The 19,926-nt window shown below is 38.3% G+C and carries 16 protein-coding genes and 1 pseudogene; 9 read left to right on the forward strand and 8 right to left on the reverse strand.

Annotation, left to right across the window (positions count from 1 at the left end; all coding sequences use genetic code 11):
• Positions 1–36: 36 nt before the first annotated feature.
• The 5 genes from B9O19_RS09690 to recG all read left to right on the forward strand — a co-directional run bounded on the left by B9O19_RS09690 (position 37) and on the right by recG (position 7,835).
• Positions 37–1,161 (forward strand): metallophosphoesterase family protein, encoded by a 1,125-nt coding sequence (locus B9O19_RS09690; protein WP_102366222.1) that lies wholly within the window; start codon positions 37–39, stop codon positions 1,159–1,161.
• A 9-nt stretch (positions 1,162–1,170) separates the two neighbouring features.
• Positions 1,171–3,276, forward strand: a complete 2,106-nt coding sequence (locus tag B9O19_RS09695) for an ATP-binding protein (RefSeq protein WP_102366223.1) — start codon at positions 1,171–1,173, stop codon at positions 3,274–3,276.
• Positions 3,273–3,626, forward strand: coding sequence for an Asp23/Gls24 family envelope stress response protein (locus tag B9O19_RS09700; protein ID WP_102366224.1), 354 nt, complete (start codon positions 3,273–3,275; stop codon positions 3,624–3,626). Before B9O19_RS09695 ends, B9O19_RS09700 begins: the two co-directional genes overlap by 4 nt.
• Positions 3,627–3,653: 27 nt before the next feature.
• Positions 3,654–5,303 (forward strand): DAK2 domain-containing protein, encoded by a 1,650-nt coding sequence (locus B9O19_RS09705; RefSeq protein ID WP_102366225.1) that lies wholly within the window; start codon positions 3,654–3,656, stop codon positions 5,301–5,303.
• Positions 5,304–5,780: 477 nt separating this feature from the next.
• Positions 5,781–7,835, forward strand: a complete 2,055-nt coding sequence (gene recG, locus B9O19_RS09710) for an ATP-dependent DNA helicase RecG (protein ID WP_102366226.1) — start codon at positions 5,781–5,783, stop codon at positions 7,833–7,835.
• Between the two features lie 317 nt (positions 7,836–8,152).
• Here the strand turns inward: recG and B9O19_RS09715 are convergent, their stop codons facing one another.
• The 8 genes and pseudogenes from B9O19_RS09715 to B9O19_RS09750 all read right to left on the reverse strand — a co-directional run bounded on the left by B9O19_RS09715 (position 8,153) and on the right by B9O19_RS09750 (position 15,081).
• Positions 8,153–8,638, reverse strand: a complete 486-nt coding sequence (locus B9O19_RS09715) for a GNAT family N-acetyltransferase (protein ID WP_102366227.1) — start codon at positions 8,636–8,638, stop codon at positions 8,153–8,155.
• A gap of 284 nt (positions 8,639–8,922) precedes the next feature.
• Positions 8,923–9,495, reverse strand: coding sequence for a GNAT family N-acetyltransferase (locus B9O19_RS09720; RefSeq protein WP_102366228.1), 573 nt, complete (start codon positions 9,493–9,495; stop codon positions 8,923–8,925).
• A 26-nt stretch (positions 9,496–9,521) separates the two neighbouring features.
• Positions 9,522–10,013: a YbhB/YbcL family Raf kinase inhibitor-like protein gene (locus B9O19_RS09725; RefSeq protein WP_102366229.1), complete on the reverse strand. Its 492-nt coding sequence runs from the start codon at positions 10,011–10,013 to the stop codon at positions 9,522–9,524.
• 13 nt (positions 10,014–10,026) lie between these two features.
• Positions 10,027–10,815 (reverse strand): class I SAM-dependent methyltransferase, encoded by a 789-nt coding sequence (locus B9O19_RS09730; RefSeq protein WP_102366230.1) that lies wholly within the window; start codon positions 10,813–10,815, stop codon positions 10,027–10,029.
• A gap of 214 nt (positions 10,816–11,029) precedes the next feature.
• A pseudogene (locus B9O19_RS09735) lies at positions 11,030–11,374 on the reverse strand (TIGR04076 family protein).
• Positions 11,375–11,455: 81 nt separating this feature from the next.
• A complete protein-coding gene (gene gpmI, locus B9O19_RS09740) occupies positions 11,456–12,985 on the reverse strand; it encodes a 2,3-bisphosphoglycerate-independent phosphoglycerate mutase (protein WP_102366231.1) in 1,530 nt (509 codons plus the stop codon).
• A 27-nt stretch (positions 12,986–13,012) separates the two neighbouring features.
• Positions 13,013–13,765 carry a triose-phosphate isomerase gene (gene tpiA / locus B9O19_RS09745; protein ID WP_102366232.1) on the reverse strand — a complete coding sequence of 251 codons (753 nt, stop codon included), beginning with the start codon at positions 13,763–13,765 and terminating at the stop codon, positions 13,013–13,015.
• A gap of 113 nt (positions 13,766–13,878) precedes the next feature.
• Positions 13,879–15,081: a phosphoglycerate kinase gene (locus tag B9O19_RS09750; RefSeq protein ID WP_102366233.1), complete on the reverse strand. Its 1,203-nt coding sequence runs from the start codon at positions 15,079–15,081 to the stop codon at positions 13,879–13,881.
• Positions 15,082–15,390: 309 nt separating this feature from the next.
• On the opposite strand from B9O19_RS09750, the gene B9O19_RS09755 reads away from it, so the two are divergent.
• From B9O19_RS09755 to B9O19_RS09770, 4 genes are all read left to right on the forward strand, one after another.
• Positions 15,391–15,954, forward strand: a complete 564-nt coding sequence (locus B9O19_RS09755; protein ID WP_102366234.1) for a hypothetical protein — start codon at positions 15,391–15,393, stop codon at positions 15,952–15,954.
• A 124-nt stretch (positions 15,955–16,078) separates the two neighbouring features.
• Positions 16,079–17,905, forward strand: a complete 1,827-nt coding sequence (iorA, locus tag B9O19_RS09760) for an indolepyruvate ferredoxin oxidoreductase subunit alpha (RefSeq protein WP_102366235.1) — start codon at positions 16,079–16,081, stop codon at positions 17,903–17,905.
• On the forward strand, positions 17,895–18,482 hold the full coding sequence (locus tag B9O19_RS09765) for an indolepyruvate oxidoreductase subunit beta (protein ID WP_102366236.1): 588 nt from the start codon (positions 17,895–17,897) through the stop codon (positions 18,480–18,482). The genes iorA and B9O19_RS09765 overlap by 11 nt, the downstream gene beginning before the upstream one ends.
• A 26-nt stretch (positions 18,483–18,508) precedes the next feature.
• Entirely contained in the window at positions 18,509–19,741 is a 1,233-nt protein-coding gene (locus B9O19_RS09770) for a phenylacetate--CoA ligase family protein (RefSeq protein ID WP_102366237.1), read from the forward strand.
• The last annotated feature ends 185 nt before the right edge of the window (positions 19,742–19,926 follow it).

Here is a 19,926-nt window from a genome sequence, read left to right on the forward strand (position 1 = left end):
GTTTTTCTGCGGCTTTATTTATAGGAGGTGAAGTTTTTGGCACGTATACTGCATATGGCGGATATGCATTTTGATTCTGCCTTTACCTCGAACCTTTCAATTAATAAATCAAAACTTAGGCGAAGCGAACAGCGTGAAGTCTTTTCAAGGATAATTGAAATGGTTAAGACCGAACAAATTGATGTTATGTTGATTTCAGGCGATTTGTTCGACAGTGAAAATGTCAGCGAAGAAACTATTAACTTTATGGTTAGAAAATTTGACGAGATTTCTGAAATACCTGTCTTAATTGCTGCTGGAAACCATGACCCTTTTAATATGAATTCTGTTTATGAAAGAATTAGTTTAGGTGATAATGTTCATATTTTCAGCATAGAAGGTGGATTTTATGATTTTGAAAATCTTAACCTAAGAGTTTCCGGTGTAAGCTTTGGCAGCGAGGACGGAAGCAATATTAAAACTCCGAAAACACTTCATCCTGAATTTTCAAATATACTTGTTATGCACGGAAATGTTGTTTCTGGTACTGCTGAGAGCGGAATAAGATATAATCCTGTGACCAAACAAGAAATAGAAAACTCAGGATTTGATTATATAGCTTTTGGACACGTTCATTCTTTTAGCGGTATAAATGTAGAAGGAAGAACATATTGGGCTTATCCAGGTATACCTGAGCCGCGCGGCTTTGATGAAAGCGGAGAAAGCGGAGTTGTTATAGGAAATGTTTTAAAAGCGGGTTCAGAATTTAACTTACGTAAAGTTTTAAAGAGAAATTATCATACATTAGAAATTGAGATAACGGCAGATATTTCTGATAATGAACAAATAATCGAGCTTATTGACAGTAAGATAAAAGAGTACGGCAATCAAAATATTTTTAGAATAATCCTTATTGGTAAACTTCGATCAGACTTTTTCATTGATATTGATTTGTTGAAAAGCAGGACCGAAAAGCTTGGTTTTTTTGTTGAAATCAAAGATGAGACAGAAATGGAGTATGATTTGTCGGTTGATATCCAGGATAACAGTTTAAGGGCTGAATATATAAGGTTGATGCAGAAAAAACTTGATGAATGTGTGCACGGAACACGTGAATATAGAATTATTGAGAACGCTGTTAAATATGGTTTGGACGCGATAGAAGGCAGGCTTAAACCATAAGGAACGGAGGTGAGCAAGATTAGAATTACCCGGTTAGAATTAATAAAGTTTGGGAAATTTGCTGACTATTCTATTGATATCAGCGATGGAATGAACGTAATATATGGGGATAATGAAGCTGGTAAATCAACTATTCAGCTTTTTATTAAATTTATGCTCTTTGGTATTCCTTCGAGAGGCGGAAAGAGAGAAAAAATAAAAGACAGAGAGAAGATAATTCCGTGGCAGGATAATAAGGCCGCCGGAAAACTGTTTTTGATAAAAGACGGCAGAGAAATAGAAATATACCGGGAGTTCAGAAAACGTCCTTCCGGAGATATAGTAAAAGTAACCGACAGGAATACTGGAGAAAATTATTTTAACAAGGAAATAAAGTCTGAAGACGTCGGCGTTTTGCTGCTTGGAATGAGCAGGCAGATGTTTGAGCGCACAGTTTGGGTAACTCAGAGTAGTATTTGTATGCAGGGCAGTGATGATGAAATAACTGCTAGGCTTATAAACCTTTTGGAGAGCGGCAGTACAAGTGATGTTTCGATTAAAAGCGCTGTCAGTGGGATTGAAACAAAAATAGCAGGATTAAAGGCGAAAGATGGAAGAAGCGCTCCGGGCGAAATAGATTTGCTTAACCGAGAACGTATAGAGTTAAATAAAACGCTGTCTGAACAAAGGGCATCTGAGAGAAAGAGAAATGAAGTAAATCAAGAGATTAACTTGCTTACTCAGCGTAAATTAAAAATTGACGATGAAATAAAGCATCTTGAAGCGGTTGAAAAATCCGAGCGGGCAAAAGAAAAAATATTGCGTGTTGACAGGATAGACGGCTGTGTTCAAAAAGAAATGCAAATTGCTAACACAAGGCAGTTTCAGCTTTTTAAACACAATGCTGTTCCTGAGAGGGTTGAAAGTTTACGCTCAGATTCTGAACATATAGATGAACTTGAGGTAAAGGCATATCAGACGCAGCAAGAACTTTTAGCTGAACAAAACTGTTTTGCAGCAGAAAAGAAAAAGAGAAAAAGACTGTTATATTTTTTAATTGGAGCTGCCGGATTGGCTGTAATTTTAGCTGCGTTAGGTTTTGTGTTCGGAGTGGGAAAAAATATATTTTATTGGATAACAGCAGGAGCAGTTGTATTATTTCTAATTGCTGCAGGAATTATTTTCGGTTGCATTATTCATAACAATATAGTAAAATTAAAAGAAAGTTTAATAAGTGTTGGCAATGAACTTTCACTTATAAGAAAAGAGATCTCTGAAACTGAAAAGAGATTTTCAGAAAGTCTATCCATTTTGGAATGTGATACTTTAAATGATTTTAATGAAAAATTTAGGTTATATTCTGAGGATAAGGCAAAAATAAAGATGGTGAGAGAACTTTATGAAGAACTCTTAGGTCAAGACGATTATCAGGAGTTAAAGAGAGAGGCCGATAATCAAAGAAAGTTTGTTATTGAATCCGATAATACTGAAACTGACAATATTGAACAAAAACTGGATTCATTAACAAATGAAAAGGAAAAGATTTCCGGGCGTATTTTGGAGCTGAAACAGTTAAAGATAGACGGAGGTTTGGAAATTCCTTTGATTGATATTGAAAATAATATAAAGTTTATTGATGAACAAATTATTGAAAAGGAAGAGGAATATTCATCATACCAAGCGGCGAAGGAGGGACTTATCCAGGCGTATGCAAAAATTAAGTCGGATTACACTCCGCTGCTGAATGCAGAGACAGAAAGAATATTAACCCGGCTTACGGGAGGCCAGCATGACAGTATAAAAGTGGCAGAAGATTTTTCACTCAGCTTAAAAGAAACAGATAAAAATATTGATTTGAAACAGGCGGAGTTTTTTAGTACAGGAACATATAATCAGATTTATTTGGCACTTAGACTGGCAATAATTAAACTTACTTTAAGCGCTTCAGACTCAGTAATATTTTTAGACGATGTTTTAACAACATTTGATGATGGAAGAAGCAAAGACGCGCTTGAAGTAATCAGAGAAATTTGCATTAAAGACGGGTATCAGTGTTTATTATTCACTTGTCATCACCGTGATATAGAGAGTATTAAAAAGTATCCTGATATAAATATAATGGAGGTATTATTATGAGCGGAAAGTTTGATAATTCAAGAGGAAATGTGAAAATAGCGAACAGCGTAATTGCTAAAATAGCCGGTTATGCCGCAACAAGCTGTTATGGAGTTGTGGGAATGGCAACAAGCGGTGGCAAGGACGGTATTGCAAAACTGCTTAAACGCGAAATGATGGATAGGGGCGTTAAAGTAAAGTTAGGCGAGAACGGTATAGATATTTCTCTTTATATTATTGTTGAGTATGGCACAAACATCAATGCTATAGGCGAGGTTATAAGGAGCAGTGTGAAATATAAGGTTGAGGAAATGTCCGGCTTAAATGTGAATACTGTTGACGTAAATGTTGAGGGAATAAGAGTTAATTAGAGCGGATTTTATAAGAAGGAGAATAAAATGATACAGCTTGACAGTAAAAGTTTAAAGTTAATGATAGCTTCTGCGTCAAATCAGATTCTAAACAATGTCGAGAAAGTCAATGATATGAATGTTTTTCCGGTTCCGGACGGTGATACTGGAACTAACATGAGTATGACGTTCAGTGCGGCGGCTAAAAGCGTTGTTGATTTGGATAATAAAAAATCTCCGGTTGAAGTGTTGGGGGTTCTTTCAAAGTCAGCTCTTAGAAACGCCAGAGGAAATTCGGGTGTTATTTTGTCACAGATTTTAAGAGGTCTGTGGCAGGGAGCTGAACAATCAGGAGAACTTGACGTTAGCGGAGTGAAGCATGCTTTATGTGAAGCCAGAGACACCGCATACCGTGCTGTTATGAAGCCGACAGAGGGCACAATATTAACCGTAATACGTGAAATTGCGGAGTATGCAGAAGCTCATTTTGTGGAGTATGATGATGTCACTTTATTTTTGAAAGCTGTTCTTGAGGCCGGTAGGAAAAGCCTTGCCAAAACTAAAGAGATTTTGCCCGTTTTAAAGCAGGTTGGCGTAGTCGACGCCGGAGGATTTGGCGTTATAATACTTCTCGGCGGCGCGGTAAGCGCTTTGGAAAGCGGCAAGGCGGCGGAACTTGAAGAGAGCGGCAAAGCGAATAATAAACAAATTGCATCTCAGGGAATTAAAAGCGCTGAAGCAGATACTTCGGATATAAAATTCAGATATTGTACGGAGTTTTTGATAAATAAAGACAGCGAGCGAAGCGCCGCCCAGTTGATGGCAGCCATTAAACAAAAAGGCGATTGTATGCTGGTCATTGATGACGATGAAATTGTAAAGGTTCATATACACACCAATCATCCGGGGTTTGTGCTGGAACAGGCTTTGAAGCTTGGTGAGCTTACCAGTATAAAAATTGATAATATGAAATATCAGCATAATGAAATTGTTAACGGAAGCCAGGAAGAGGATGAGCTTTCTGACGATGAAACCGAACTGAAGAAATATGGATTTGTTGCCGTATCTTCAGGTGATGGTTTGAGCCAATTGTTTGAAAGTCTTAACTGTGATAAAATAGTTGCAGGCGGTCAAACTATGAATCCCAGCACACAGGATATTTTAGACGCTGTTTTAGATGTTAAAGCTGAAAACGTTTTTGTTCTGCCTAATAATAAAAACATTATACTTGCCGCTGAGCAGGTGAAAGAACTAACTGACGTGAATGTAATAGTTATTCCAACTAAAAATATGCCTCAGGGTATAGCCGCTATCGCAGTATTTAACGAAGACGCAGACTTGGACGAAAACATTTTTATGATGAATGAGAGTGCTGATTTGGTGAAATGCGGACAGGTGACCTATGCAGTAAGAGACACTAGGATTAACGGAGTGGATGTTGAAAACGGAGATATTATGGCTGTTATTGGCAGTGATTTGTCTGTGGTAGGCTCTGATGTTAATGAGGTGGCAAAAGAGTTAGCTGAAAAGCTGGTAGACGAGGACAGCGGTGTAATCTCTATATATTACGGCAAGGATATTGAAAAGGAGAAGGCAACAGAACTTTCTGCTTATTTAGAGAACAAATATTCCGATTTAGATGTTAATTTAAATTATGGCGGTCAGAATGTCTATTATTATATAATTGCTGTGGAATAAGTTTATTTTTAATTATAATTTATATATTCAGAGATATAATAACCTTTATATCTCCATTTTGTTTATAAAATTCAAAATCGGAAAGTTATGATAGCAACTGATAAATGGTTTGATGAAAAATATAAGACAAATTTTAGCTTCGTACATATTTATGGTAATAATTTGTTTGGTTTGATTGAATTAGATAAACGACATCTATTTTGAATTTGGACTGTGGAATGGTGAATAGTTTTGTTTGACAGATTGGCTGAGCGGTGAGAATGGTCTTTACGATTGTACTAAAATGTTTATTAAAAAGACTTTCGAAAATTTCACTGATTTATGCTCTGATGAGATAATAAATGAACAGTGCTTGGATTGAAGAATAAACTCTATGGAACCGTGTATTGCTGATTATGGCTGTTAAAATGCAAAGCTATAAAAGCTGGATAAAACAGGACTTTAAAAAATAAAAATGCTGTTAAAAGGAAGATTTTTATGTTGCTTAGTGACAGTGTGCAGTATTTAAAAGGAATAGGAGAAAAAAGAGCCGAGCTTTTTCATAAGCTGGGTATTTTCACCGTGGAGGATTTGTTATATCACCTGCCGAGAGGATTTGAAGACAGGACAAATATAAAAGATATTTCGGATTTGGCAGAAGGGGAAACAGTTTGCGTTAAAGGCGTTTTAGCTATGGGTTTAAGGAAGTTCAGAGCACGGAACGGCACATGGGTTATTCAGACCAGGCTCTCTGACGGAAGCGGAGTTATGCAGCTGACCTGGTTCAATGCTCCTTATGTTGAAAAATCGCTGGAGGACCCGTCTGCAGAATATATTTTCTTTGGCAGGGTTTCCTATAGGAGAATGTCTCCTGAGATGGTGAATCCGATAATTGAAAAAGTGGACAGCGGAACTTCTAAAATGGGGAAAATAGTTCCTATATATCCGGCCACAGGTGGATTGCAGCAGAGAAGTATCAGAGACGCCGTGACCCAGGCGGTTTTAAAACTCGGCGAAAAGCTTCCTGAATCCCTTCCTGAAGAGATAAGACAAAAATACGATTTAATAGATATAGAGAGAGCTATTCGTTCGGTACATATGCCGGAAACTTTTGATGATTTTTATACTGCTAGAAGAAGATTGGTCTTTGAGGAGTTTTTAAAACTGCAGCTAGGTGTGGCAACCGTTAAAGCGCATAAACACAAACAGTCTGCGGTTGTTATAGAAAATGTGAAATGTATTGCGGATTTTGCGGCTTCGCTGCCTTTTGAGCTTACTAATGCACAAAAGAGAGTTATAAATGAAATATCTGCAGACTTAAAAAATTCGGTTCCGATGAACAGGCTTGTTCAGGGCGATGTTGGTTCAGGTAAAACAATAGTTGCGGCGGCGTCCATGTTTGCTGTGGCAAAATCGGGATATCAGTCTGTCATGATGGCGCCTACTGAAATTTTGGCGGAACAGCATTTTGCCGGTTTAAAGAAATATTTTGAACCGTGGGGAATAAAGGTTGCTTTTTTAAGCGGAGGACAGAAGGCTAAGGAAAGAAGAGAAAATCTTGAGCTGATTGAGAGCGGTGAAGCTTCGGTCATAGTTGGAACTCATGCCGTAATCACGGATAAGGTGAATTTTGCTAATTTGGCTTTGAGTATAACTGATGAACAGCACAGGTTCGGAGTCAGCCAAAGAACAAAATTGGCAGGGAAAGGAATAAACAGTCATACGTTGGTTATGACAGCTACTCCAATTCCCAGAACGTTATCTTTGGTTATTTACGGGGATTTGGATATTTCCATTATAGATCAGCTTCCGCCGGGAAGAAAAGAAATTAAGACCATAGCTCTGACAGAAGCTAGAAGAGCAAAAATGTATGAGTTTATTCTTCAGGAATTAAACAAAGGGAGACAGGCATATTTTGTTTGCGCTCTTGTGGAGGATTCGGACGCGGTTAGTGCAAAAGCGGCGACTGATTATGTAAAAAGATTGAGCAACGGCGTTCTGAGAGGAAAGAGCGTTGGTCTTTTGCATGGAAGAATGAAGTCTTTCGAAAAGGAAGATATAATGAAACGGTTTGCGGCAGGAGAAATAGACGCGCTTGTGGCCACAACAGTGATTGAGGTTGGTGTTGATGTTCCCAATGCAACCATTATGGTTATCGAAAACGCTGAACGTTTTGGACTTTCCCAGCTTCATCAGCTTAGGGGCCGGGTTGGGCGCGGCGCTGAACAGTCGTATTGTATCATGTTTGGCGACCAAAAAAGCGGTGTGGCTAAAGAGCGTATGGCGGTAATGTGTGAAACTAATGATGGGTTTAAAATAGCTGAAAAGGATTTGGAGATTAGGGGACCGGGAGAGTTTTTTGGAACCCGCCAGCATGGTTTGCCTGAAATGAAAATCGGGAACTTTTTTACTGACATGGATATTCTCAAAGAGACCCAAGGAGCTGCGGCAGAAATTTTGAAAGAAGACCCAATGCTGGAAAACAAAAAGTATGATATATTAAACAGAGAAGTTGTTAAGACATTTAATAAAGTGGGCGACGTTTTAAATTAATATTTTTATATAGATAAATTTGTTTAGGATTTAGAATATATGTAATATATTTTGTGCAGTTGCTTGAATTTAGTTAATTGAATAAATTGTCGAAACTCTATGAGGCATTATAATTTTAAATTTTTTGTGATTATTCTTTTGAATTAGTTTTATTATTTATATTAGAGGTTCTGATATTTTTTCAAAATTATAAAGTTTAGTCTGATATATAAAATTGTCAGACTAAACTATGTTTGGTAATTAAATTTTATATTTAAATGCTGCTGTCATATATAAAATATATTATGTGTTTTATTAATAAAAATTGATGGTGTGAGTTAAGATAATTTTAGTTGAAAAAAATCGCTGTCTGTGTAGGGATGGTCATATTTTATTGATAAGTCTTCCTGACTAACCTTATTAAACCCGGCCTTTTCATAGAACTTGTGTGCCCTTTCGGTATTTTTGGGAGTGTCCAGAACAAGCTCCTTAAATTTATGCTCATATGCAAAATCAAGTAATTCAGCAAATAGTTTTCTGCCTAAATTATAAGGTTTTCCGCGGTATTGCTCATTTACAAAGAATTTTTTTAATATTCCAATATCGTTTCCATAGTTCATAAGTCCAATAGTACCGACTAGTTTATTGTTCTCTGATGCAATCCAAAAATAGCCGCCGTTTGTGAAATATTCCTGGTTTATATTTAGTAGTTCAGGTTGGTCTGCAATACTGACTATTGGTCTTGTGCCATCATTTTGGCAGCTCAGCACGAGGCGGATAACCTCATCTTGATATTTGTCTTCGTATTTTTTTATTTCAATCATTTTTGTTTCTCTCCAATATCTAAAAATTACAAATGATTTTGAAAGTCCTTTATATAAATATAAAAACAGTTTTGCTAAGTATATAGATTGTTAACAGTAAAATTATTAAATAATAATTTTAAATCATTTGTAGTACAAAATCGGAATTGCTGTATTTATATATTAGTTTAGCAAATAAAAATTAAAGTTTTATGTAAAATGGGTAATATATTTGAAAACTTAGCTTTTTTTAATTATATTATTTTTATGTATAAAGATTATACTGTATATTTTATTGTTCGCTTTTATATTTCTTCTATAAAATGCACCGGATATTTATCCCAGTATTTTTTATATACATAACCTTTGTTATTATTTATATCGAATTGATACATTCTGAAAATGACTTTGATATTTTTTGGCTGCCATTGTTCCTCATAAGAATACTTATATTTCATACCGACTTTTTTCATAACTTCACCGCTGCCGGGATTTTTTATATCATGTGTTGCCGTAATATACGGCAAATCTAAAGTTTTTAAATATTTAATTAATGCGGCCGCGGCTTCGGTTGTAATCCCTTGATTCCAATATTCTTTTCTTACTGCATATCCGAGGTCATGACTTTCATCATGGCTGAGTTTTATGTATCCTATAGGGATATTATTAGATTTCAGACATATTGCATAGGTTAAATCTTTAGAGTTAATTATATTGTTTAAATATTCTTCTGCCTCATCAATACTGTTAAGAGGAAACATAGGCAGAAATGTGTTTACCTCATTATCACTTAAAAGAGTGAAGAGCGCTTTTGTATCATCCTTATTAAACTTTCTTAAAATAAGCCGTTTTGTTTTAATTATATTATATTGCTGCATAATATTTTCTACCTTTATTTTATTAGTTAATTTCCGCGTTTGTATATCCCTGTTATATGTCCGTATTGAATTATATGTCCGTTTGCCGCCGTTAAAAAATCTTTCTTTTTTGAATCGGGACTCAAATTTAAAAAACAGTCAAGCGCGTAAATATGAAATATATATCTATGACAGTTTCTTATAAAAAATGGCTGTTTAGGTCCTTTGTATTGATTACGCCCGTATCCTATCCCTTGCTTTGCGTTTCCCAAAGCAGTAACAAGTTTTCCATGAGGTATGTTTTCAGGTATTTCATTTACCGCCGGTATATTCCAAATAATCCAATGATTAAATGCTTTTATAAAAGGAATATCTAAGTCGTCCATAACAATTGCGATAGAGGCGGCGTTTTTGCTTAGTCCTGATATAGTGAATGGAGGAGATATATCTTCACCAAATCCGGTATGCCTTTTGGGGATAAATGAATTGTTGTCAAATGATTTGCTTGTAATTTCTAAAGTATTTTCTTTAATAGTCATGATAAATCCTCTTTTATTTTTTCTTTAAAATTGTCACGGCAGCATAATGAAGAATTTCGAATTTTTCAGGAGCAATTGTTTCAAGCATTTTTATATGTTCCTTCTCAAATTTTTCAATTTCAGCCTCCTCCAGTGAGGCGCCGATACCGCGGCAGGCTTTCATACGTCCGTTCCAGGATTTCCTGGTAAAAGGCACGTTTATATCAAACACTTCGCTTTTTTCTACTTCGAAATACTCTGTATAATCATCAGTAATCTGAATGTTATGGCGGGTTTCCCTGCCGCCTGTCCAATTTGGATTATATTTTAAAATAAGATTTTCACTTTTTCCTGCTATGGCGTCTTCAAACGGAAGCCACGCCATATATAAAATTACAAACTTACCTGATGCTTTAAGTATTTTGTGTATTTTAGGAGCAAGCACAGGGTGATTAAAATAATCAAAGCACTGGCATGCTGTGACTATATCAAATGATTCAGGGTTAAACTGAAGTTCTTCGGCAGGAGAAGAGAAAAATTCAATATTCATTTTATCTTTTTCGGCGAGAAGTTTAGCCTGTTTTATCTGATTTTCTGATATATCTATACCGGTAAATTTTGCTCCGTATTTATATAAGTTGCGAGGTAAAACACCGGTACCGGTGCCAATATCCAAAACATTCTGACCTTTTGTGCAGATGCCGTTTTTTATTAGATACTGATAAAATTCATCGGGGTAAATATCTCTGAATTTTGCATAATCATTTGAGGTCCTCCCCCAATCGAAACCTTTTCCGCCGTCAATATTTTTATTAATAATCATTTTTATCTCCGGTATAAATATGGTATTGTTTTGTATTTATTTTAGCTTATTTAGTAAATGATGGTATGTAAATGTCTTTTTAGAATTTGATTAATGTTTTGTGTATTATAGGAAAAACAATTATTATTTAAAACAAATCATTTGAAATTATGACGTATAACAGCCTAGTAAGAATGTGAGTCATATTATGTGATTTTATATTTAAAAAATATAATTATCTTACGGGTATGTAGTCAATAGCTGATTCCTCATCAGTTGCTTCAAGTTTGAAAATAACCGGCCGTAGACCGTCATTACAGCTGCAAATTGCTACTCCCGGTATCTTTATCCAATCGCCGTAATAAAATGTACCCACCCCCGCGCCATGCGCCAGTGCAAAAACATACTGATATATAGCTTTCCAGGCCTCGTCGCATAATCCATCGGGTTTTGCATAATCCGCGTAGAAAACCTGTTCTTTTTTTTACATTGGACAGGCGGTTAAGTTATCGGCTCCATATTCCATTGCCAATTCTTTATCTAAGGTGGTTTTTAACACTGTTATTTTTACCTTTTTCATATTTGTGTCCTCTTTATAAAGATAAATTATATATCAAACCGACCTCAGCATTACTGGCGCTGAGGTCGGTTTAAAGAAGTTTTATTTTTCAAGTAATGATTCTCCGGTCATTTCGTCAGGTTTCTCCAGCCCCATCATATCTAGCAAAGTTGGGGTTAAATCAGCAAGACGTCCTTCTTTTAATTTAGCGTCTTTTCTGCCAATCAGAATCAGCGGAACCACATTTGTTGTGTGGGCTGTAAACGGCTCGCCTGTCTCATAGTCTACCATTTGGTCAGCATTGCCGTGGTCGGCAGTAATCAGAGCTTCGCCGCCCATTTCCAAAAGAGCGTCAACTACTTGACCTACGCAGTTGTCAACCGTTTCAACGGCTTTAACAGCAGCTTCAAAAACTCCGGTGTGCCCTACCATGTCACAGTTTGCAAAGTTTAAGATTATTGCGTCGTATTTGCCGCTCTTAATCCGCTTTACAACTTCCTCGGTTACTTCAGGAGCGCTCATTTCGGGCTGCATGTCATAAGTCGCAACTTTAGGCGAGTTTATCAATGCTCTGTCCTCGCCCTCATAAGGCTGTTCAACACCGCCGTTGAAAAAGAAAGTAACATGTGCATACTTTTCGGTCTCGGCAATACGGAGCTGTGTTTTACCCAGTTTGCTCATATATTCGCCAAATGTGTTTGACAGCGACTCAGGCTTGAATGCAACTTTAACATTTGGCATAGTTGCGTCATACTGTGTCATAGTAACAAAATAGGTGTTGAAAAAGTCTCTTTCAAACCCTTCAAAGTTTGGATCAACTATTGTTCTGGTTATTTCTCTTGCTCTGTCAGGTCTGAAATTAAAGAAGATGACGGAGTCATTCTCTTTAATGGTACCGATTGGCTTGCCGTCCTTTTCGATAACGCATGGGACAACAAATTCGTCAGTGACTTTATCATTATAACTATTCTGAATAGCCTCAACAGCGCTTTCAGCTGTGTTTCCTATACCTCTTACAAGAGCGTCATAAGTTTTTTGAACTCTTTCCCATCTGTTATCCCTGTCCATAGCGTAATATCTTCCGCTTATTGTGGCAATGTCGCCAACGCCGATTTCACGTTCCTTTGCGATAAGCTCCTTAATATATTCCTCAGCGGAGGAAGGGGGAACGTCACGTCCGTCAAGAAATCCGTGTACATGCACATCTGTAAGTCCGTTCTTCTTTGCCAGCTCTAGCAATCCATACAGATGATTTTGATGACTGTGTACGCCGCCGGGTGAAAGAAGACCTAAAATGTGAAGCGAACTGTTATTCTTCTTACAGTTTTCGATAGCTCCCATAAGTGCTTCGTTGGTGAAGAAATCTCCGTCAGCAATTGATTTTGTGATTCGGGTAAGTTCCTGATAAACGATACGGCCTGCTCCGATATTTGTGTGTCCCACTTCGGAATTGCCCATTTGACCGTCAGGAAGACCAACGTCCATTCCTGATGCGTGAACAATAGAGGTGGGGCATTCTTTCATATACTTATCAATATTCGGCGTGTTGGCAGCATATATTGCATTTCCGTCATGACGGCTGTTTTCGCCGAATCCGTCCATAATGATTAACGCGTATGGCTTTTTGCTCATATTCAATGTCTCCTTAAATTCGTTTTGTTAGTCAGCGGCTTTAATGATAGCTGCAAAATCATCGGGTTTGAGGCTGGCGCCTCCTATCAAACCTCCGTCAATGTTTGGCATAGACAAGAGTTCTTCCGCGTTGCCTGCATTCATGCTTCCGCCGTATTGTATTCTGATTTTTTCCGCTGTGTCCTCGCCATAAAGTTCCTTAATAGTATTTCGGATTATACCGCAGACTTCGTCAGCTTGCTGGGCTGTGGCGGTTTTGCCTGTTCCAATTGCCCAAATTGGTTCATAAGCTATAATTATATTTTCAGCGTCGTCTTTCTGAATATTCAGGAAAGCAAGTTTTGTCTGCCGGCATACGGTTTCCGGCATAATTCCGTTTTCCCTCTCGGAAAGACTTTCGCCGACGCAGACTATTGGGATAAGACCGCCGTCAACAGCGGCTTTAGTTCTAAGGTTGACGGTTTCATCAGTCTCGCCGAAGTATTGACGCCTTTCACTGTGTCCGATAATAGTGTATAAGGTTCCTGCGTCTTTCAGCATTGCGGAAGAAAGTTCACCGGTATAAGCTCCGCTTTCTTTAAAGTGAACGTTTTGTGCTCCGACGCTTATGCTGCTTCCTTCCAGAGCTGATACAACACCCGGTATACATACAGCGGTGGGGCAAACGACCACATCACATTTTGCATCTGATATTTTATTGCGGATTTCTGAAGCTAAAACTGCTGCTTCTGAAGGGGTTTTATTCATTTTCCAATTGCCGGCAATGATTTTTTTTCTCATTAAATTCCACAGCCTTTCTTTTATATATCTCAACTCTTATTGTATAAATATATATACAAATAATAATTAGAAATGTTCATATAATTTTAAAACTATTTATATAGGATAATAATTTATTTATCATCAAGAGCAGCGCATCCCGGAAGAATTTTGCCCTCCAAGAATTCCATTGAAGCTCCGCCGCCGGTTGAGATATGGCTCATTTTGTCTCCGAATCCGAGAATATTTACTGCTGCTGCACTGTCGCCGCCACCTATAATTGTTGTAGCGTCTGTATCTGCCAGTGCTTGCGCAACCGCAACAGTTCCTTTAGCTAAAATCGGATTCTCAAAAACGCCCATAGGACCGTTCCATACAACTGTTTTTGCAGTCTTTACGGTATCTGCAAATATTTCTCTTGTTTTTTCACCTATATCAAGCCCCATTTTGTTTGCAGGAATTGCGTCAGCACTAACGGTTTCAACCGGAATTTCAGCGTCAATAGGATTAGGAAACTCAGCTGCAACAACTGTGTCTACAGGAAGAAGCAGAGTCTTTCCTAAACTTTCAGCCTTTTCCATCATTTCTTTGCAGTATGAGATTTTCTCTTCATCTACCAAAGATGTTCCTACCTCATAACCTTTAGCTTTTAGAAAAGTATATGCCATACCGCCGCCGATGATGAGAGTGTCGCATTTTTCAAGCAGAGTTGAAATAACATTCAGCTTATCAGAAACTTTAGCGCCACCGAGAATAGCAACCAGGGGTCTTACCGGATTATCAATTGCGTTGCCTAGGAAATCTATCTCTTTAGCCAGCAGATATCCCGAAACACAAGGACTGAGGTATTCAGTAACTCCAACTGTAGAACAGTGAGCTCTGTGAGCGCTTCCAAATGCGTCGTTTACAAAAACTTCTGCAAGAGAAGCCAATTCTTTGCTGAAATTTTCTTCGTTTTTGGTTTCTTCAGGTCTGAATCTTGTGTTTTGAAGAAGAACAACGTCGCCGTCGTTCATTGCAGCAACAGCAGCCTTTGCATTTTCACCTACAACATTGTCGTCATCAGCAAATACAACATTTTTGCCGAGTTTTTCAGACAGGCTTTTTGCAACAGGAGCCAGTGAAAGACTTTCAACTACCTGACCTTTTGGCTTTCCCATGTGTGAGCAAAGAATAACTTTTGCACCTTCGTCAACGAGTTTCTGAATTGTCGGCATAGCGCCGTTTATTCTCGTTTCGTCAGTGATTTTTCCGTCTTTTATAGGAACATTAAAATCACAGCGTACCAAAACTTTTTTTCCTTTAACTTGAATGTCATCAACAGTTTTTTTATTCATTAAAATACCTCCAAAAATATGTTAAGATTTAATTATTTTTAATTTGTTAAGGTAAAGCATTAATGTAATTAATTTATTTATGCTTATTTTCTAAGGATAATTTTACCCTAACCGCCTAAATTTATCAACCCTTTTTTTCTAAAAAAACTTCTCAAATTTGTAAAAACAGCAGGCAAGAGTTTGTGAATGTTTTAACAAATTAAATTATAAAAAATATATTGACAAATTCTGTAAACGGTGTTATCCTAAAATAAGTATATGTATTTTTAGTATACATTATATATTTTACATATTAGGGAGGATGTTCTTGTGAGAACAAAACTAAAAACTAAAGATTTGGTTATTTCTGCACTATTAATAGCCATCGGAATTTTAATACCAATGATTTTTACGGGTCCGCCGTTTAGAATTGTTGTAGGACCGTACAGCGCAACGCTTATGGCTCATGTTCCGGTGATTATTGCTATGTTTATCTCTCCGTGGACTGCTGTGTTCACTGCTGTTGGAACTACTATTGGATTTTTCTTTACAGCTCCGCTGGTTGTTGCGGTTAGAGCGGCTTCACATATCGTGTTCGCAATTATGGGCGCATATATGCTGAAAAAGGGTATGAATCTTACTGTTACAGGTTTGGCTACCGGGGTAGTTCATGCAGTGTTTGAAGGAATAGTTGTTCTTATATTCTTTGCTGTAGGCGCGTCTACAAGCAGCAGTTATTCAAACCTGGCGATGATGTGGATAACAATAGGAGGAACATTTGCTCATCATATAGTTGATTATGTTATAGCCGTTATTGTTGGCTCTGCCCTTTCAAGAGCTCATATGATACCGTCGCTTCCGCCGATTTGGGGCAAAAAGCAGCTTGCAAAATAAAGTGTTGATTATTTATACCGCCGTGTATTCGGCGGTATTTTTTTCTTTGATGATTATTGTTCTTGAAAATACAGAGCAAATATGATATATTAATATCTGTTAAGAAATGAGGTGAAGCAGTAAAATGGAAAACGAGTTTTTAATGGGAAATGAGGCAATAGGCCTTGGAGCTATGCACGCCGGGGTTAATCTTGTATGCGGATATCCCGGAACCCCGTCTACTGAAATATTGGAGAGTGTTGCAAAACGCAATATTGATAAATCAGTTTATGTTGAATGGTCAATAAACGAGAAGGCGGCTATGGAAGTTGCCGCCGGAGCCGCATATGCCGGAGCATATAGTATTGTTACTATGAAACAGGTCGGGCTTAACGTTGCCAGCGACCCGCTTATGAGCTTAGCCTATGTAGGGATAAAGGGCGCTATGGTGGTTGTAGTGGCTGACGACCCCGGGCCAATATCGTCACAGACAGAGCAGGATACGAGAACGTTTGCGATGTATTCAAAGCTGCCTGTATTTGACCCGACTACTCCTGAAGAAGCTTATGAGATGATAGGAGAAGCTTTCGAATATTCTCATAAGTATGGAACGCCGGTAATATTCAGACCTACCACAAGAATATGTCATGCGTGTGCTTCCATAAAGCTTAAATCAGGAGATGAAATAAAGAAAAATACACCTGACGGATTTGTTAAGGACACTATGAGATGGGTGATATTTCCCAAAACTTCATATTTGAATCATATAAAGATTGAGAACAGAAATAAGGAGCTTTCAAAAGTTTTTTCTGAAGAGTATCAAAGAAATGAGTATTCTGACAATGGCGATACAGTTTTGGGTATTGCGGCAGGCGGAGTAAGCTACGCTTATGTTAAGGAGGCTTTGAAGCTTTTGGGCGATCCTAATGTGCGCCTTATGAAAGTTGCGACGCCGTTTCCGTTCCCGGAAGAAAAAGCTATTGAGTTTATGACAGGATTAAAAAAAGTTATTGCTATTGAGGAACTCGACCCGGTGATTGAAAGGGCTCTTTTACATATTTGCGGAAAGTATCATTTGGATGTCGATATTGTTGGGAAAGAGAGCGGTCATGTCCAGTGTGCCGGAGAGAATACTGTTGAGAGTGTAAAAAAAGTTATAGCGGAATTTTTGGATATTAAACTTGAAGAGACTAAGAATGATGATACAGATATGCCTGAACTTCCGGTGCGTCCGCCGGTGCTTTGTGCCGGGTGTCCTCACCGCGCTTCTTTCTATGCAGTTAAGAAAGCTGCTGAGGGAAAGAAAGCTGTGTTCAGCGGCGATATTGGATGTTATACGCTGGGAAATGCCAAACCTCTTGATATGACTGACACATGTTTGTGTATGGGCGCAGGTATCACAGTGGCGCAGGGACTTCATAGGATAGAAGAAGACGCTTTAAACTTCTCATTTGTAGGAGACAGCACGTTTTTTGCGTCAGGAATAACCGGAGTTATAAACGCAGTTTATAATGAGACTGATATAATCCTTGTTGTTCTTGATAATTCCACAACAGCCATGACAGGGCACCAGCCTCATCCGGGAACCGGAAAAACTATGATGGGCAATGTTGTTGATAAAGTAGATATAAAAAAGATATTGGAAGCAGTCGGTGTAAAACGCGTTGAGACCGCCAATCCATTAGACCTTGAAAACGCTGTAAAAACCGTGCAGTCACTTATGGATGGAAGCGGTGTTAGGGCGGTTATATTTAAGGCTCCGTGTATTGCGGTTGCCAAACCGGACCCATGCTATACAATTACTGATAGCTGTGTGTCATGCAAAAGATGTATCACAGAGCTGGGGTGCCCGGCTATTGTGCTTAAAAATGGAGCACCGTATATAGAGCCGTCACTGTGTTATGGATGCGGTTTATGCGAGAAAGTATGTCCGGTTGGAGCTATCAAGGGAGGCGGAGAAAATGAAAGATAAGATAAATTGTCTTCTTTGCGGCGTAGGCGGACAGGGAACGGTTTTGGCTTCGAGGATGATTGCTGCAGCCGCTATGAAGAGAGGTTTGTTTGCTGAAACCGCTGAAACAATCGGTATGGCTCAGAGAGGCGGCAGCGTTGTCAGTCATGTCAGGGTCGGCGAGAATCAGTATTCTCCGCTGATACCATATGGAAAAGCGGATATTATAATTGGATTTGAGCCGGCAGAGGCTGTGAGATGTCTGCCTTATCTAAAGAATGGCGGAACGGTTGTTGTGAGCAGCAAAGCGGTGCTGCCGGTGACTGCCAGTCTTGGTATGGGAAGCTATTCCGGTTCAGAAGATATGCTCGGCTATCTGGATAATAAAACAGAAAATTTGATAGTCGTGGATACAGATGAGATTTGCAAAAGATTAGGTAGTGCAAAAGTGATGAATATGGTGCTGCTGGGAGCGGCAGCGTCTTCAGGCGCTTTAGGCATTACATTAGACGAGCTTGAGTCGGCTATGGCCGAGAGATTGGATGAGAGATTCCACGAGCTTAATAAAAAAGCGCTCCGTGCCGCTGAGCAGGAGTAAATTATTCGGAGAGTGAGAGATTTATTATGAAAATGACGCAGGAACAATTTGATATTATAAAGGCTCAGATTAAAAAACTTACATCTATGGATTGTTTTTATAAAGAGAAATTTGATGGAATTGATGTTGATTCGATACAGTCCCAGGAAGATTTTGAAAAACTTCCGTTCACCTGGAAGGGTGATTTGAGAGAAGCATATCCTTTGGGATTAATGGCGGTGCCTGAGGAGGAGATAGTAAGAATTCATTCGTCTTCCGGTACAACAGGAACCCCCGTTATTATTCCTTACACTAAAAAGGATGTTGAGGATTGGGCAAAAATGTTTGCGCGCTGTTATGAGCTGGCCGGGATAACCAATAAGGACAGGATTCATATTACGCCGGGATATGGTCTGTGGACAGCCGGAATTGGGTTCCAGCTGGGAGCGGAACGTTTAGGCGCTATGGTAATTCCTATGGGACCCGGAAACACTGATAAACAGCTTCGCATGATGCAGGATATGAAATCAACAGTTCTATGCGCCACATCGTCTTATGCGCTTCTGCTTGCAGAGGAAATAGAGAAACGAGGAATAAAAGATAATATCTGTCTTAAAAAAGGGGTTATAGGTTCGGAGCGCTGGGGAGAAAAAATGCGCGGCCGCATAGCTGATGAGCTTGGTGTTGAATTGTATGATATTTATGGTTTGACAGAAGTTTATGGTCCCGGTATTGGTATGAGCTGTGATTCTAAATGCGGAATGCACATGTGGGATGATTATATATATTTCGAAATTGTGGATCCGAAAACTGGTGAGGTTTTGCCTGACGGTGAGGTTGGAGAATTAGTTATAACAACTTTGAAAAAGGAAGGCGCTCCGTTAATCAGATACCGCACTCATGACCTTACAAGAATTATGACCGGGGATTGTCCATGCGGTTCAAAATATCCGAGAATTGACGTTATACTGGGCAGAACTGATGATATGGTAAAGGTTAAAGGCGTAAATATCTTCCCGAGCCAGATAGAGGAATTTTTGAGTACAATCGAAGATGCTTCAAGCGAGTATCAGGTTATGATAGACCATCTTAACGGCAAAGATATTTTCACTCTGTTTGTTGAGGTTAAAAACGGAACTGATATGAAGGTTTTTGAAAGAAATATAGTTAAAGAGTTTAAAGACCGTATAGGAATAACGATAAAGTGTAAACCAGTATCGGTTGGAGATTTGCCGAGGAGCGAGAAAAAGACTGCTAGAATATACGATAACAGATATTAATATGATAAGTCCTGAACAGATATAATTGTTCGGGACTTATTTTTTATAATTTTGCTTGTGCAATATGCACAAAAATATTTTTGAACATTGTGCAGTTTTCGGTTGAATGTTTTATTAAAATGAGTTAAAATTAAAAAGACAGTTTGGAACGTCATTATGTTCCTAAAAAGTAATAAAATTATAGT

It is taken from the genome of Monoglobus pectinilyticus (assembly GCF_002874775.1).
Lineage (GTDB): Bacteria > Bacillota > Clostridia > Monoglobales > Monoglobaceae > Monoglobus > Monoglobus pectinilyticus.

What these genes read in the sequence shown, in the direction of transcription:
- B9O19_RS09720 (WP_102366228.1), bottom strand. Translation starts at nt 9,495, where the DNA reads ATGCAGCAATATAATATAATTAAAACAAAACGGCTTATTTTAAGAAAG.
- B9O19_RS09750 (WP_102366233.1), bottom strand. Translation starts at nt 15,081, where the DNA reads ATGAATAAAAAAACTGTTGATGACATTCAAGTTAAAGGAAAAAAAGTT.
- B9O19_RS09770 (WP_102366237.1), top strand. Translation starts at nt 18,509, where the DNA reads ATGAAAATGACGCAGGAACAATTTGATATTATAAAGGCTCAGATTAAA.
- B9O19_RS09765 (WP_102366236.1), top strand. Translation starts at nt 17,895, where the DNA reads ATGAAAGATAAGATAAATTGTCTTCTTTGCGGCGTAGGCGGACAGGGA.
- B9O19_RS09715 (WP_102366227.1), bottom strand. Translation starts at nt 8,638, where the DNA reads ATGATTGAAATAAAAAAATACGAAGACAAATATCAAGATGAGGTTATC.
- B9O19_RS09725 (WP_102366229.1), bottom strand. Translation starts at nt 10,013, where the DNA reads ATGACTATTAAAGAAAATACTTTAGAAATTACAAGCAAATCATTTGAC.
- B9O19_RS09700 (WP_102366224.1), top strand. Translation starts at nt 3,273, where the DNA reads ATGAGCGGAAAGTTTGATAATTCAAGAGGAAATGTGAAAATAGCGAAC.
- B9O19_RS09730 (WP_102366230.1), bottom strand. Translation starts at nt 10,815, where the DNA reads ATGATTATTAATAAAAATATTGACGGCGGAAAAGGTTTCGATTGGGGG.
- iorA (WP_102366235.1), top strand. Translation starts at nt 16,079, where the DNA reads ATGGAAAACGAGTTTTTAATGGGAAATGAGGCAATAGGCCTTGGAGCT.
- gpmI (WP_102366231.1), bottom strand. Translation starts at nt 12,985, where the DNA reads ATGAGCAAAAAGCCATACGCGTTAATCATTATGGACGGATTCGGCGAA.
- recG (WP_102366226.1), top strand. Translation starts at nt 5,781, where the DNA reads ATGTTGCTTAGTGACAGTGTGCAGTATTTAAAAGGAATAGGAGAAAAA.
- tpiA (WP_102366232.1), bottom strand. Translation starts at nt 13,765, where the DNA reads ATGAGAAAAAAAATCATTGCCGGCAATTGGAAAATGAATAAAACCCCT.
- B9O19_RS09705 (WP_102366225.1), top strand. Translation starts at nt 3,654, where the DNA reads ATGATACAGCTTGACAGTAAAAGTTTAAAGTTAATGATAGCTTCTGCG.